The sequence below is a fragment of the Mesobacillus sp. S13 genome, assembly GCF_020422885.1.
Classification (GTDB): Bacteria; Bacillota; Bacilli; order Bacillales; family Cytobacillaceae; genus Mesobacillus; species Mesobacillus selenatarsenatis_A.
In genome coordinates this window covers 1153220-1166732 of record NZ_CP084622.1, presented here as the reverse complement: position 1 = coordinate 1166732, position 13513 = coordinate 1153220, and the positions used below count along the sequence as shown (strand labels likewise).

The following is a 13513-nucleotide window of genomic DNA, read 5'->3' as shown; positions in this document are numbered from 1 at the left end:
TATGCTTAATCATGTTCTGCTATCCAAAAAAGCATCCTAAATATTAAATCTTGAAGTTAAGGCGAATCACATTCGCTTTTCTTAAAGTGTCATAGATAATTACGATGATTGGACCGATAAAAATACCAGCAAGCCCGAACAGTTTGAGTCCGATATACATGCTGACCAGGGAAGCAAGCGGTGATATGCCAAGGTTTGTTGAATAAATTTTTGGCTCGATCACCCTGCGGACAACAGTGATAACGAGGAAGAGAATGATCAATCCTATTCCCAAAAAATGATTATCCTGCAAAATCGCAATGACAGCCCATGGCACCAATACAGACCCGGTTCCGAGAATTGGCAGGATATCCACAATGACAATCAATAATGACAGCAGTCCTGTATAGTTAACACCAAGAATGCTGAGTCCTGCCAAAGCCATCATAAAGGTGACTGCGCTCAGGATTACCTGAGCTTTTAAAAAACCTATGCCTGCCTTGTTTAACTGGCTTCCAACAAGGAAAACCTTTTGTTGGGTTTGCTCCTTTAAATGAGACTCCAGCTTCATTTTCAGATTAGGAAGTTCAAGACTGAACAAGAATAACGCTATAAGATAAACCAGAAATTCAATCATGAATCCTGGTATGGCCGTCAATAAATTGATTGTGCCGGCAATGAATTGCTGTAAGAAAGAATCAAGCGTATTAATATTCGATTCAATCGTCGTCTCGATCTGGTCACTGACTTCCACCGGGAAGTTTTTAGAATAAAATTCCCACTTGCCCATCATAGGAAGGATTGCCGTCTTGTAAATATCCCTGACGAATGTAGGAGTTCGTTCTGATAGGGAGACTGCTTGATGAGCGATCATCGAGACCAGATTATACCCGATTACACCGAGGAAGAGCACATAGCTGATAAAAACACCAATCACAGCTTGAACACGCTTAAATGAAAAACGTTTGATGATCCATTGAACCATTCCTTCGAGCATGACTGCTGTTACCATAGCAAAAATGAGCGGAAGGCTATAAGGAACAAGGAAAAAAATGATTACAGCAATCACTGCAATCGATACCCATTTTTTCCACATATCTGATACTCCCTTTATTAACACTAAATCAATATTAGCTTTAACGTTACTATAAACTATCTTGGACTTTCCCGCTATTTTTATCATCAAGTCGTCAGGACGAAATTACATGGATGCGTCAACCTCTGGCAGGGTATAAAGGTAAAAACGAATGATGAGGAGATCATATGGGCGAACAATACAATCTTTCAAGCGCGGTGAACAATGGATTTTTCGAACAGCCCACTCTTGAATTGGCTTCTTCCCTGCTGGGTTGCATATTGGTAAAAGAAACAGAAGAAGGGACAGCTGCCGGAATCATCGTCGAAACGGAAGCTTATATCGGGCCGATGGATCAGGCGGCACACAGTTATAATAATCGCCGGACAAAGAGAACGGAGGTCATGTTCCATCAGGCTGGTCTTGCTTACACCTATGTCATGCACACCCATACTCTCTTCAATGTCGTAAGTGGAGAAGAAGGCAATCCGGAAGCTGTGCTGATTCGGGCAATTGAACCACTGGAAGGCCTTGATTTAATGATCACGCGACGGGGCATGCCGGAATCTCCCAATCTGACAAATGGCCCCGGGAAGCTGACCAAAGCGATGGGCATAAAGATGTCAGATTATGGGCATCCCTTAACAGAGAAACCACTTTACCTCACCCAAGGAATTGTGCCAGACAGCATTTCAGCAGGCAAAAGGATCGGCATCGATAATTCCGGTGAAGCGAAAGACTATCCATGGCGTTTCTGGATCACTGGCAACCGCTATGTTTCCCGCCACCAGAATGCTGATAAAATCATCTTGAATAAAGGGGAATCAAAATGAAAAAAGCCATATTCCTGGACCGGGACGGGGTCCTGAATGAAGTACTGTCCCACCGGGTGAAATTCGTTAATCGACCCGAAGATCTTTATCTGCTTGAAGGAGCAGCAGAAGCAGTCGCGGAATTGAGCAAAGCTGGATATGAAATTTTTGTCGTTACAAACCAGGGAGGCGTCGGCCTAGGATTCCTGAAGGAAAAACGCCTCCAGGAAATCCATGACCATATGGTGAAGATGATCAAAGAGCATGGCGGCCATATTAAAGAGGTTGCCTACTGCCCGCATAAACCTAAGGCCGGCTGCGAATGCCGAAAACCAAATGCCGGAATGCTTCTTGATCTGGCAAACAGGCACAATATCGAATTGACAGGAAGTGTCATGGTCGGAGATCATGAGCGCGATATCGAAGCAGGCAAAAAAGCGGGCTGTAAAACAGTATTCATCGGTAACGAAGAAACAGCGGCGGATCAGCAGGCTCCTTCACTCCAGGCAGCCGTTCCGTTGATTTTAGAGCTCTTGGGATAAGGATGTCGTATTTTGAATGACCAGTTGATTTTGAGTTATACAAACTGGTATTAACACGAATTTTAGCATTTGAAAAAGCATACAAAAATTGAGCCAGCCCAGTGAATCAAGTTGTGCTGAAAAATAAGCGGAGAACTTTCTCTTATTGACGAAATAGTTTTGAAAACAGCTTAAATAGACGGATAGATTCCGACTAATTACTCAAAAAACATAAATTTAGGTGATTTTTCTTTGTTTAACCGGAAAATCTCCGCTAATCCCCCCCAATTCAGCTCTATTTTGCAGTCTAACCGGAAAATCTCCGCTTATGACACAATGAAGCAGTCCGGTTCACTTGAACTGCTTCTTTGATCGTTAAGTTATTTATTTAGATTTACCGGATGTTTTTGTTTACTTCTGCTAGTAATCTGTCCTACGTTGTAGCTATGTTGGCCATGGACCGGCCGAGTTCAAGTGCCTGCCGGTTGATTTCCAAAAGAGAGTGCTTTTCCGGTGAGAGCACTTTCTTCAATGCTTCCAAAATGGAGTCATCAGATAGTATGCCTGTTTCCTCCAGGAACGCTCCCAGTAGAATCATATTCGCGATTTTCGAATTGCCAAGTTCGTTCGCTTTGTCGGTTGCATCTATATTTAACACTCTTATATCATTTCTTTCCGATCCTTTTGAAATCAGGGAAGAGTTTACTATTAATAACCCGCCAGCCCTGACCATCGGCTCAAATTTTTCATATGAAGGGTTATTCAGCACGATCGCTGTACTCGGTCTTGAAACAAGCGGTGAACCGACCTGTTCCTCGCTGACCACGACTGCACAGTTGGCCGTACCTCCTCGCTGTTCAGGTCCGTATGAAGGCAGCCATGATACAAACTTTCCTTCCTTCATCCCGGCATAGGCAATCAACTGGCCCATCGACATGACACCCTGCCCGCCAAAGCCGGCAATCAAAATTTCCTCCATCAGCGACCATCCCCCTTCTGTGAATTCTTATACACTCCTAGAGGATAGGCAGGCACCATATTATCCTTAATCCAATCCAGCGATTCATTTGGGTCAAGGCCCCAGTTCGTCGGACAGCTGGAAAGGACCTCGACCATAGAGAAACCTAGTCCCTGCTTCTGTGTTTCAAATGCCTTGCGGATCGCTTTCTTCGCTTTGATGATATTCGGCACGTCATGCGTTGAAACTCGTTCGATATAGGCTGTTCCGTCCAGAGTTGACAGCATTTCACTCACGCGGATCGGCAATCCCTGGATGCTCCCATCCCGGCCGAATGGGGTTGTTGCTGTTTTCTGGCCAACTAATGTAGTTGGAGCCATTTGGCCCCCCGTCATGCCATAGATCGCATTATTCACAAATATGACGGTAATATTTTCACCTCTTGCAGCGGCATGGACAGCCTCAGCTATCCCAATCGATGCAAGATCGCCATCTCCCTGGTAGGTAAAAACAAAACGGTCAGGCAAAACGCGCTTGATGCCTGTTGCTACTGCAGGAGCTCTGCCATGGGCTGCCTGGGTCATATCACAATTGAAATATTCATAGGACAGCACAGAGCACCCGACAGAAGCAACTCCAACTGTATCCTCTAGAATCCCCATTTCTTCGAGCACTTCACCAACCATCCTATGGATGATTCCGTGCGTACAGCCCGGGCAGTAGTGCGTCTGGTTAGCAGTCAATCCTGTTGTTTTCTCGAACACAGTTTTCATTGTCATACCTCGACACCCCCAGCCAGCTTGACGATTTGGTCAAATATTTCTTCCTGAGTAGGAACAACCCCGCCAGTGCGCCCAAAGAATGAAACTTGGGTCCGGCCCTCAACGGCAAGCCTGACATCCTCAACCATCTGGCCAGCACTCATCTCGACTGAAAGATAACCTTTCACCCTGTCACGTGTTTCAATGAACGGCTGCTCAGGGAATGGCCACAGCGTAATCGGCCGGATCATCCCGATTTTCAGTCCATCTTTTCTCGCTTTATTGATCGCATTCAAGGCAATCCTTGCAGCTGTTCCGTAAGCAGTTACGATATACTCGGCATCATCGATTTCAAACGTTTCGTATCTTGCTTCATTTTGCTTGATCAAGGCAAACTTTTTCTGTAAAAGTTCATTCCGCTTTTCAAGCGCATCGGCATTCAATTCAAGGGAGGAGATTATTCTAGGTTTTCCATCGCCGCGGATACCGGTCGTTGCCCATTCCTTCTGTTCCGGCTCTCTTTCCTTCCATTCTTTGAATTCAACCGGCTCCATCATCTGTCCGAGCATGCCATCCCCAAGCAGGATGACAGGCGTACGGTAGCGGTCGGCAATATCAAATGCTGCTTCTGTCAGGTCAATGATTTCCTGAAGCGTTGATGGAGCAAGGACAGGTGTATGGTAATCACCATGGCCACCTCCTTTTGTCACCTGGAAATAGTCCGATTGCGCAGGCTGGATATTGCCAAGTCCAGGACCCCCACGGACAACATTCACAATCAGGGCCGGCAGTTCTGCACCGACCAGGTATGAAATCCCTTCCTGCTTCAAGCTGAAACCCGGGCTCGATGATGATGTCATCACGCGGACACCAGTTCCGGCCGCTCCATATACCATATTGATTGCTGCTACTTCACTTTCCGCCTGTAAAAATAACCCGCCAACCTCTGGCAGCCTTCTGGCCATATAGGCAACAAGTTCACTCTGCGGTGTGATCGGATAACCGAAAAAATACTTGCAACCCGCATGGACAGCAGCTTCCGCGATAACCTCGTTCCCCTTCATAAGTACTTTCCCCATTGTCAAGTCTCCTTCGCTATACAGATTTCCTTACTTTTTCAGGCCTATAGACAGTAATCACTGAATCTGGACACATTTGCGCGCACTTGCCACAGCTGATACAATTTTCCTGGTCTGTCACAACCGCCGGCCGGTAGCCTTTCTCATTCAAGTAATCCGCAAGATAAATGACATTTGTCGGACAAGCATTCACGCACAGCTTACATGATTTGCAAGTTTCCTCGTTAAATATAACTCTCTGCTCCACCGCTTTTACCTCCTTTACATTTCCCATGGCAATTTTAAATACCTTGTCATCACCTTCACTGGAGATTCCGCCTCAATTCGGGCACTTTCAGCTGATAGATGCTCTGGCACCATCGTTGTCAGCAAAGGAATCCCCAATTGATCTGACAACTCCTTACATAACGCCAGCCCCTTTTCAACATCTTGAATGGTCGTCTCCGATCCAACATTAGAGTTATTGATGATTCCTGTTATTTTCAGCCTCGAAGCTGCTTCAATTTTTTGCAATGTCTCCACCGCACCCTCCAGAGTACTGACATATGGTCGGTTGGCGTTCAAGATAAACAACACTTCAAGCTTCATATCTTTCCAATCGTTGTAAAATTGCCCTAATGCCGTAGCTCCATCCTTATCCCCGCCAGCATCGACGATCAGCTTATATTCTGGATCGTAAATCACCCTGCCCATATCTCCAGGAACAATCGGTAAATCTGCTGCTGCAAGTCTTTCAGCTGGTGCGATCAGTTCTATTCCGTTTTGATTTAAAATTTCCCTGGCGTCCCTTGCGCGATAATATGGATTCACGATGTCCAAATCTGCAACGGCCGTCCTGGCCTTTGTTTTCCTTGCCTCCAAAGCTAGATTGAGTGATATCTCGGTTTTACCGCTGCCAAAATGGCCGGTAATGATGGTGATGTCTGCTCCTTGTTTCATCGGTTACCTCCTCTCCGTTGAAAGCGTTTTCATTTTATACCAAATTCATTATATAAATTTCTTCCTATCTTCTCTTTGATAAAAGTCACGTTTTTAATAAAAGTGTTTGAAATCGACTTAAAAAAGGAGCTCCTCGAAAGAACTCCTTTTTCAAGAATTATATAGCAAAGCTTAGAACCACTTTTTGCGGCATGTCCTGCTCTTCATACACATCTTTTCTCAATCTCTCACAAGAAGGCATCTCATATGAAAAATCTTGTACTGCTTCAGGAATCAACCCATCCGCTTTTAATGCATTAAACACCTTTTGCATCGCATCATCTGTGTCCAGGCAATCTTCAGAACCTTCATATTTAAAACAATCAACGCATGTTTCCACGATATTTGCATCAATCTGTTCCTGTATAAATACTAATTTTGCGCCAGCCATCTTCTCAACTTCACGATTTTCCAATTCAATAATCGTTGTTACGTTCATTATTGGCACCTCCATTTGGATTACACTATCATTATAGTAAGTTAAGATCCAAACAGGGGGGTTTTTCCATTTAGTTCATTTTTTATTCACATATTCTCGTCAAAAATTTGTCAAAAACTCCTTAACAAAGGGATTTCGCATACCCATATAGGGGTTTTCTCCTTATCGTCTTTTTAGTCCAAAACGTCGATTTCTACCAAATCCCATGGTGTGATGATCCCGATTGGCCGCTCGGACGCTTTACCATTTTCAGTGATTAATACTGCTTCCAGCTTCTTGTTTTCAAGGTGGTATTTTTCAAAGACATCCTCTATTGAGAAAATATCCGAATTTTTTGCGGCAAACTCTACAAATCTCTTTGAATGAAGATATTCCAGGTCGCGGATTTTTACATCCTCTATCATCCTGCTCTCCTCCAGCAAATTGCCTGCTAGCCACTGGGCAATACAATTTGAAGTCAACAGCCACTTGAACCCATTTTCATCATAGACAGGAAACTGTGAATAAGCCCTCTTCTGGATAATTTTCAAGACATCAACTAAACTTGCATCTTCTTTAAAATAAAACACCGGTCTTGTTGCGATATCCAGTGCATTCTTAGGATCTGATACCTGGCTGGCAATCCTTTCGATTTTCTCCACTACTTTTTCATGTGGTTCAGCTATGTAATAATCAAGAGCAATTTTGTCATGAACAAGTGAATTACGCAGGCGCCCATACATTTTCAAATCATGATAATATTTGCGGATGATTGAGTGCCTGGAATAATTGATCCTAAGCAGCTCTGAATATTTATCTGTTGTCGCATTTCTTGTAATCCGTTGCAGCCATGCGTGGATACGGTTAAAAGCCACTTCGAATCTTTCTGAACGCTTCTCATTTTGGATAACAGCCAATTTTTTCAACTCCATTTCCAACAGTTTCATATAGGGAATTTCTCCTATTATATCGTTAAATACATTGTTACTGTAAGTGTATCCCTCAAAATTCGACTTGGATATCGCACACAGCTATACTCTTCTTTTGACAGCTTTTCTCGTTTCTCCCTCAAACCTGTCTTAAGTTGGTTTAAAATAACTTCCACCAACCTAATAATCAGAAAACAAGAAATAGATAAACTTTATGAATTGCAATTGACCTTTCCATGAGTTGCGTGATACTATCTCTAGTATTATTTAAATCTATAATTTTTCCTTGTATATGTTCGAGAATATGGCTCGGACGTTTCTACCATGCTACCGTAAAAGGCGTGACTACAAGGGACTTTGATATTTGCTATTCTTTTTGGCAACTATTTGTCCTTTGTGGTAACTCCGGCAGCATGAACTGCCGGAGTTTTTTTGTTTTCAGCATATTATCAAACAACCAGGAGGACAGCACACATGAAAAACTTTTTCCAGTTCGCTGAACGTAATACAAATTATAAACAGGAAACACTTGCCGGTATCACGACTTTCTTGTCGATGGCGTACATCCTTGTCGTCAACCCTTTAATCCTCAGCCAGGCTGGCATGGATAAGGGAGCTGTTTTTACCGCTACGGCTTTGTCTGCGATTATTGGCTCGCTGCTGATCGGCCTGCTGGCAAACTTCCCAATTGGAATTGCTCCAAGCATGGGCTTGAATTCATTTTTCACTTTCACCGTTTGTATCGGCATGGGAGTTGAGTGGCAAGTCGCCCTTACTGGTGTATTCATCGCGGGTGTCCTATTCGTCATCCTCAGTCTTTTAAAGATCCGCGAAAAAATCATTAATGTGATTCCCCAGGATCTTAAGCATGCAATCGCTGGGGGCATCGGCTTCTTCGTCGCATTCATCGGTTTGAAAAATGCAGGAATCATCATTGGCAGCGAAGCAACTTTCGTCTCAATCGGTAACCTGACATCAGGCCCTGTCCTGCTTGCACTGTTCGGCTTCATCATCAGCGTGATCATGATGGTCCGCGGAATCAGCGGCGGCATCTTTTATGGAATGGTCATTGCCACAATCATAGGAATATTTACTGGCTTGATTGAAAAGCCAACAGCAATCGTCGGGTCTGTTCCCGATATTTCACCTACATTTGGTGTCGTCTTTCATCATCTTGGGGATATTTTCTCTCCTGATGTCCTTGCCGTTATTTTCACATTCTTGTTTGTCGCGTTCTTTGATACTGCCGGAGCACTTATTGCGGTTGCCAGCCAGGCTGGTCTGATGAAGGATAATAAAATTCCAAATGCAGGCCGCGCACTTCTCGCGGACGCAGGATCTGCTGTTGCCGGTGCTGTACTCGGGACATCCACAACAGCGTCGTTCGTTGAATCTTCAGCAGGGATTGCTGTCGGCGGGCGAACAGGTTTTACATCTGTAATCATTGCGGCTTGTTTCGGGATTGCGATGCTTTTCTCTCCGATCCTGTCCGTGATTACACCAGAAGTTACCGCTCCGGCACTCATCATTGTTGGTGCGTTGATGGCAACTGAAATCAGTAAAATCAACTGGAACAATCTTGCTGTGATTATCCCATCATTCGTCACAATCATCATGATGCCGCTCACTTTTAGCGTCGCCACAGGAATCGCCCTTGGCTTCATTCTTTATCCTTTGATGATGCTTGGTATGGGGAAGTTTAAAGAAGTTCATCCCATTATGTATATACTCGGTTTCTTGTTTGTTGGTTATTTTATGTATGTATAAAACAAGCCCCGTCTCAATTATAAGAGGCGGGGCTTATTTTTTATAACTGTTCTAATTCCAGGACGATTTGTTCACAAATTTCATGTGTTTTCAAAGAACCCCTTGCGGTTAAAAGCGGTGAAGTTTTGCTGCCGACAGCCTGCAGGAAATCAAAAACAATTTGTTCAAAGCCGCGCTTATGAAGGGTTGGTTCCCAGTCACTTCCCCCTACCCTTGTTTCAGTCCTGTTTTCCTGCACGAAAAGGTCAGAAACATTTAAAGCTGTTCGTTTTTCAGCTGATTGGAATATCTCCACTTTTTCTTCTACAACACCGCTGTCACGGTTCATGATTCCAATTGCTACACCCGCTTCCGCCTGAAGCTGAATGACCACATGATGCAAAAACATACCATTTTTTTTGCCTGTCACATTGACCCGCTCAATTGGGTACGGAAATAAGAATCTAAGTGTATCGATAACATGGATGAAATCATCATAAATAAAGTTACGTATTTCCCCCGGCAGAGCCCGCCTGTTTTTCTGCATGATCACCATATTCGGTTCTTTCAGCTCAGTCAGCTTCTTATATGCCGGAGCATACCTGCGGTTAAAACCGGTCATTAAGATCAAGCCTTTTTCCTCAGCCAGCTCTGTCAATTCCCTGGCTTTTTCATAATCATAGGCAATGGGCTTGTCGACATACACATGGACACCAGCCAGGAGCAGTTGTTTGACAATTTGATGATGAGATTCTGTTGCACTATGTACAAAAGCTCCCTTCACACCACTTTCAATGAGCACATCCAGACTTGAGTGGATATGGGAAAACCTGTACTTTGCAGCAAGATTTTTCAGCTTGTCCTGATCACGCGTGAAAAGATGGAACTCAATATCTCCCTTCTCTGCAAAAACAGGCAAATAGGCTTTTTGTGCAATATCCCCTAAGCCAATGACGCCAATCTTCAACATCTGTATTCCCCCTGTAAGTTTGTTATTTCAAGTGTACACAGGAACATGGGCAATAAAAAGAAATCAGCCTTCACATAGGCTGATTCCTTGTTTGTTTACTATTCATTGATCCAGGCAAGTCCGATTGTTCCCTGCCCCGTATGTGTACCCGCAACTGGACTGAATGTAGTCGTTGTAAAAGATATTTCCGGAAAACGCTGTTGAAGTTCTTCCCGCCATTGTTCAGCCAATTCCTTTACGTTTCCATGAATGACACTAGCTTCCTTCACATTGCCTGAAGCCTCTTCGAAAATTTGATACAGGCGTTCTTTGACCTTTTTTTCAGTCCTGATTTTATCAAAAAGGACTACCTTACCATCATCGAATCTGACAATCAGCTTCAATTTGATCAAGCTTCCGATGATTACCTGTGTGGTAGATAAACGGCCGCCCTTATGCAGCTGCTCTAAACTTCCCGGAGCCATATATAAATTGGCCTTGTCAGGCAGCGTTTTTAAATAGGAAACGATTTCTGAATATGACTTGCCTTCTTTCTGCAGTTCAACTCCCTTTTCCACCATGCGTCCCAAAGGGTATGAACCTATTTTCGAATCGATGACATCGACCCTGAAATCAACCATGCTTGAAGCTGCTACGGACGATTGGAAAGTTCCCGTGAGAGCGCTGGAAGCATGAATCGCAATCGCATGCTTGTACTGCTCCTTCAGCTTCTGGTAAAGCTCTACAAACTCCCCGATCGCAGGCTGGGATGTTTTCGGAAGGACCTTTGATGCTGCCAGCTTTGGATAGAAATCCTCTGCAGTGATATCTACCCCTTCCAAATAGGATTCCTCACCAAAAATAATACTCAAAGGCACAACGTATATATGGTTATTTTTAATGAATTCTTCAGTAAGTCCAGATGTACTGTCGGTTACCCATGCAATCTCATTTAATGTCGTCATGAATTTCTCCTGTTCTTCGTCAAAAATATCGGTGTATATGCTTACATTTCTCATGATATATGAAGATGCCTTATAAGACTATTAGTAATTTTTAAGAATACGATTTATTTGTTAAAAACAATGAAAAAGTTAATAACATCGACACATGTTTCTCTTCCCTATAAAAGGGAAGAATGGTAACAAACCTGACTGGAGGTAAGTGACTCATGGATCCTTATATCTACGGATTATATTCCCTCGCCTACATGTTTTTATTCCTATGGGGACTAAAATTATCCATCAAGTATGGGTTTTTCACCTGGCTGAATGTCCTTCTGCTTGTTACATTCGGCTTAATATATGACAACCTGGTCCTTTCGCTGGGGAGCATGATTGGGGAAGGCCCCATTTTAAAAGGCTTAAATGTGATGCGCTACTGGTTTCATGCTTTCTTTACGCCATTGTTGATCTTATTTTCCTGGGCAGCAATCAGGAAGACAGGTATTCACTGGCTGAACGAACGCACAGGACTTCTCGCAGCAGGTATATTTACTGTTGCCATGATAATTGCAGAACTTATGCAAAATACCATCGGACTTAAGCTTGAATCCTCCAGGAATTACGGTGTACTAAGCTATGAAGCAGCTGGTTCACATGGGCCTCCAATCATGATTATTGGCGTTACCCTTGCTTTACTGCTTGCAGGATTTATCCTCTGGAAAAAGCTGCAGTGGAAATGGATGGCTGTTGGTGTCATTTTGATGGGAATAGGAAGCGCCGTGCCGATTCCCTTGGAGAGCGATGCCGCCACGAACGGCTTCGAATTAATTTTATTGATTTCATTATGGGCAACTAAAGCTTTCCTTGAGAAAAAATCAGAACAGGCCGCATGATAAGGCCTGTCCTGATTTAAAATAATCCCTTCACTTCCTGTGCAGACAACTGCTTCCCCGCTGAAACAACTTTCTCATCAATAACCAACGCCGGAGTACTTTTCACCTCATACTTTTCGATCTCCTTATTGTCTTCCACCATTTCCACTACCGCCGCGACACCAGCTTCCTTCACAGCAGCATTAATACTCTCTTCAAGTTTTTTGCACTTTTCGCAGCCCGGCCCCAGCACTTTAATGATCATAAGTATCGTACTCCTTTCACTTTTGAGCATTACCTACATATCCTGAATTTACCCTGAACTTAAGAATAAAAGTCCTTTTTTGACAGTTTTTCTGGTGAATAACCAAAGCTGTCATGATTCCTGCGTTTTCTTACAGCTTTTCTGCTGAATGGCCCAAACCTGTCATAATTCCGGCGTTTTCTTGACAGCTTTTCCGTTGATGAAGCTAAAGCTGGCAAGAGCTGAAGTTAGTCTAAAAAACGGACACGCTACATTGGACAATCTCACAAAAAGTCATCTTATAAAACAGTGCCTTCAGTAAAGTCCAATTACTTTTTACCAAATAAAAAATATGAGAAAATATCTTTGCAATAGAATTAATAAAGGAGGCGTAACATATGCCACAAAATCTCCAGGATACAACGACCTTACATAATGGCGTCAAAATGCCATGGTTTGGGCTTGGTGTGTTCAAGGTTCAGGAAGGTTCCGAAGTTGTAGAATCTGTTAAAGCTGCGCTTAAAAATGACTATAAGAGCATCGACACTGCGGCGGTTTACGGAAACGAGGAAGGCGTGGGACAGGCGATCAAGGAAGCTGGTGTTCCGCGTGAAGAGTTGTTTATTACGACGAAGGTCTGGAATGCTGATCAGGGTTATGAAACGACTCTTCAGGCATTTGAAACAAGCATGGACAAGCTGGGCCTGGACTACCTTGATCTTTACTTGATACACTGGCCAGTTGCAGGAAAATACAAGGAAACATGGAAGGCTCTTGAAAAACTATACAAAGATGGCCGAGTTCGCGCAATCGGCGTAAGCAACTTCCATGTCCATCATCTTAAAGACCTGATGGCTGATGCTAAAATCAAGCCAATGGTCAACCAGGTCGAGTATCATCCTCATCTTGCCCAGACAGAGCTTCTGCAATTCTGCAAAGCCGAAGGGATCCAAATGGAAGCGTGGTCTCCTTTGAAGCAAGGAGAGCTTTTATCAGAACCAACGATTGTTGAGATCGCTGAAAAACATGGAAAATCACCTGCACAAGTGATCCTCCGCTGGGATTTACAAAACGAAGTGGTCACGATTCCTAAATCAATCAAGGAACACCGAATTATCCAAAATGCAGATATCTTCGATTTTGAGCTTACTGCAGAAGATATGGGCGTTTTGAACGGCTTAAACAAGGATGAGCGAGTAGGCCCGGATCCGGATAATTTCAATTTTTAATTTCATATGGAATTTAGAC

At 43.6% G+C, this 13513-nt stretch carries 16 protein-coding genes and 1 riboswitch; of the genes, 5 read left to right on the top strand and 11 right to left on the bottom strand.

What is annotated here, in order from left to right; all coding sequences use genetic code 11:
• Positions 1-43: 43 nt before the first annotated feature.
• Positions 44-1075 carry a sporulation integral membrane protein YtvI gene (gene ytvI / locus LGO15_RS05925; RefSeq protein ID WP_167832012.1) on the bottom strand — a complete coding sequence of 344 codons (1032 nt, stop codon included), beginning with the start codon at positions 1073-1075 and terminating at the stop codon, positions 44-46.
• Between the two features lie 167 nt (positions 1076-1242).
• Between ytvI and LGO15_RS05920 the strand changes: the two genes are divergently transcribed.
• A complete protein-coding gene (locus LGO15_RS05920) occupies positions 1243-1887 on the top strand; it encodes a DNA-3-methyladenine glycosylase (protein ID WP_226087075.1) in 645 nt (214 codons plus the stop codon).
• Positions 1884-2408 (top strand): D-glycero-alpha-D-manno-heptose-1,7-bisphosphate 7-phosphatase, encoded by a 525-nt coding sequence (locus LGO15_RS05915; protein WP_167832010.1) that lies wholly within the window; start codon positions 1884-1886, stop codon positions 2406-2408. The genes LGO15_RS05920 and LGO15_RS05915 overlap by 4 nt, the downstream gene beginning before the upstream one ends.
• Positions 2409-2820: 412 nt before the next feature.
• Here LGO15_RS05915 and LGO15_RS05910 read toward each other — a convergent pair whose 3' ends face one another.
• The 7 genes from LGO15_RS05910 to LGO15_RS05880 form a co-directional block, all read right to left on the bottom strand.
• Positions 2821-3366: a 2-oxoacid:ferredoxin oxidoreductase subunit gamma family protein gene (locus LGO15_RS05910; RefSeq protein WP_226087074.1), complete on the bottom strand. Its 546-nt coding sequence runs from the start codon at positions 3364-3366 to the stop codon at positions 2821-2823.
• Positions 3366-4124, bottom strand: coding sequence for a thiamine pyrophosphate-dependent enzyme (locus tag LGO15_RS05905; RefSeq protein WP_226087073.1), 759 nt, complete (start codon positions 4122-4124; stop codon positions 3366-3368). The genes LGO15_RS05910 and LGO15_RS05905 overlap by 1 nt, the downstream gene beginning before the upstream one ends.
• Positions 4121-5185, bottom strand: a complete 1065-nt coding sequence (locus LGO15_RS05900; protein ID WP_226087072.1) for a 3-methyl-2-oxobutanoate dehydrogenase subunit VorB — start codon at positions 5183-5185, stop codon at positions 4121-4123. Before LGO15_RS05900 ends, LGO15_RS05905 begins: the two co-directional genes overlap by 4 nt.
• Before the next feature lie 16 nt (positions 5186-5201).
• Positions 5202-5432 carry a 4Fe-4S binding protein gene (locus tag LGO15_RS05895; RefSeq protein ID WP_226087071.1) on the bottom strand — a complete coding sequence of 77 codons (231 nt, stop codon included), beginning with the start codon at positions 5430-5432 and terminating at the stop codon, positions 5202-5204.
• 14 nt (positions 5433-5446) lie between these two features.
• On the bottom strand, positions 5447-6124 hold the full coding sequence (locus tag LGO15_RS05890) for a nucleotide-binding protein (RefSeq protein WP_226087070.1): 678 nt from the start codon (positions 6122-6124) through the stop codon (positions 5447-5449).
• 157 nt (positions 6125-6281) lie between these two features.
• Positions 6282-6602, bottom strand: a complete 321-nt coding sequence (locus tag LGO15_RS05885) for a hypothetical protein (RefSeq protein WP_226087069.1) — start codon at positions 6600-6602, stop codon at positions 6282-6284.
• Between the two features lie 173 nt (positions 6603-6775).
• Positions 6776-7528, bottom strand: a complete 753-nt coding sequence (locus LGO15_RS05880; protein ID WP_226087068.1) for a CBS domain-containing protein — start codon at positions 7526-7528, stop codon at positions 6776-6778.
• Between the two features lie 248 nt (positions 7529-7776).
• Positions 7777-7878: riboswitch (purine riboswitch) on the top strand.
• A gap of 106 nt (positions 7879-7984) precedes the next feature.
• Between LGO15_RS05880 and LGO15_RS05875 the strand changes: the two genes are divergently transcribed.
• Positions 7985-9277 (top strand): NCS2 family permease, encoded by a 1293-nt coding sequence (locus tag LGO15_RS05875; RefSeq protein ID WP_167832004.1) that lies wholly within the window; start codon positions 7985-7987, stop codon positions 9275-9277.
• A 40-nt stretch (positions 9278-9317) separates the two neighbouring features.
• On the opposite strand, the gene LGO15_RS05870 is transcribed toward LGO15_RS05875, so the two are convergent.
• Both LGO15_RS05870 and LGO15_RS05865 read right to left on the bottom strand, forming a co-directional pair.
• Positions 9318-10226 carry a Gfo/Idh/MocA family protein gene (locus tag LGO15_RS05870; RefSeq protein ID WP_226087067.1) on the bottom strand — a complete coding sequence of 303 codons (909 nt, stop codon included), beginning with the start codon at positions 10224-10226 and terminating at the stop codon, positions 9318-9320.
• 98 nt (positions 10227-10324) lie between these two features.
• Positions 10325-11170: a DegV family protein gene (locus tag LGO15_RS05865; RefSeq protein ID WP_226087066.1), complete on the bottom strand. Its 846-nt coding sequence runs from the start codon at positions 11168-11170 to the stop codon at positions 10325-10327.
• 206 nt (positions 11171-11376) lie between these two features.
• Here LGO15_RS05865 and LGO15_RS05860 point away from each other — a divergent pair, with 206 nt between their 5' ends.
• A complete protein-coding gene (locus LGO15_RS05860) occupies positions 11377-12042 on the top strand; it encodes a hypothetical protein (RefSeq protein WP_226087065.1) in 666 nt (221 codons plus the stop codon).
• A 16-nt stretch (positions 12043-12058) separates the two neighbouring features.
• Here LGO15_RS05860 and LGO15_RS05855 read toward each other — a convergent pair whose 3' ends face one another.
• Positions 12059-12286 carry a thioredoxin family protein gene (locus LGO15_RS05855; RefSeq protein ID WP_167832001.1) on the bottom strand — a complete coding sequence of 76 codons (228 nt, stop codon included), beginning with the start codon at positions 12284-12286 and terminating at the stop codon, positions 12059-12061.
• A 377-nt stretch (positions 12287-12663) separates the two neighbouring features.
• On the opposite strand from LGO15_RS05855, the gene LGO15_RS05850 reads away from it, so the two are divergent.
• Positions 12664-13494 (top strand): aldo/keto reductase, encoded by an 831-nt coding sequence (locus LGO15_RS05850; RefSeq protein ID WP_226087064.1) that lies wholly within the window; start codon positions 12664-12666, stop codon positions 13492-13494.
• Positions 13495-13513 lie beyond the last annotated feature (19 nt).

Excerpts from the sequence above, each read along its gene's own strand:
- LGO15_RS05900 (WP_226087072.1), bottom strand. The coding sequence starts at position 5,185 with ATGGGGAAAGTACTTATGAAGGGGAACGAGGTTATCGCGGAAGCTGCT.
- LGO15_RS05875 (WP_167832004.1), top strand. The coding sequence starts at position 7,985 with ATGAAAAACTTTTTCCAGTTCGCTGAACGTAATACAAATTATAAACAG.
- LGO15_RS05920 (WP_226087075.1), top strand. The coding sequence starts at position 1,243 with ATGGGCGAACAATACAATCTTTCAAGCGCGGTGAACAATGGATTTTTC.
- LGO15_RS05855 (WP_167832001.1), bottom strand. The coding sequence starts at position 12,286 with ATGATCATTAAAGTGCTGGGGCCGGGCTGCGAAAAGTGCAAAAAACTT.
- LGO15_RS05870 (WP_226087067.1), bottom strand. The coding sequence starts at position 10,226 with ATGTTGAAGATTGGCGTCATTGGCTTAGGGGATATTGCACAAAAAGCC.
- LGO15_RS05915 (WP_167832010.1), top strand. The coding sequence starts at position 1,884 with ATGAAAAAAGCCATATTCCTGGACCGGGACGGGGTCCTGAATGAAGTA.
- LGO15_RS05885 (WP_226087069.1), bottom strand. The coding sequence starts at position 6,602 with ATGAACGTAACAACGATTATTGAATTGGAAAATCGTGAAGTTGAGAAG.
- LGO15_RS05865 (WP_226087066.1), bottom strand. The coding sequence starts at position 11,170 with ATGACGACATTAAATGAGATTGCATGGGTAACCGACAGTACATCTGGA.
- ytvI (WP_167832012.1), bottom strand. The coding sequence starts at position 1,075 with ATGTGGAAAAAATGGGTATCGATTGCAGTGATTGCTGTAATCATTTTT.
- LGO15_RS05905 (WP_226087073.1), bottom strand. The coding sequence starts at position 4,124 with ATGACAATGAAAACTGTGTTCGAGAAAACAACAGGATTGACTGCTAAC.
- LGO15_RS05890 (WP_226087070.1), bottom strand. The coding sequence starts at position 6,124 with ATGAAACAAGGAGCAGACATCACCATCATTACCGGCCATTTTGGCAGC.
- LGO15_RS05850 (WP_226087064.1), top strand. The coding sequence starts at position 12,664 with ATGCCACAAAATCTCCAGGATACAACGACCTTACATAATGGCGTCAAA.
- LGO15_RS05880 (WP_226087068.1), bottom strand. The coding sequence starts at position 7,528 with ATGAAACTGTTGGAAATGGAGTTGAAAAAATTGGCTGTTATCCAAAAT.
- LGO15_RS05860 (WP_226087065.1), top strand. The coding sequence starts at position 11,377 with ATGGATCCTTATATCTACGGATTATATTCCCTCGCCTACATGTTTTTA.
- LGO15_RS05910 (WP_226087074.1), bottom strand. The coding sequence starts at position 3,366 with ATGGAGGAAATTTTGATTGCCGGCTTTGGCGGGCAGGGTGTCATGTCG.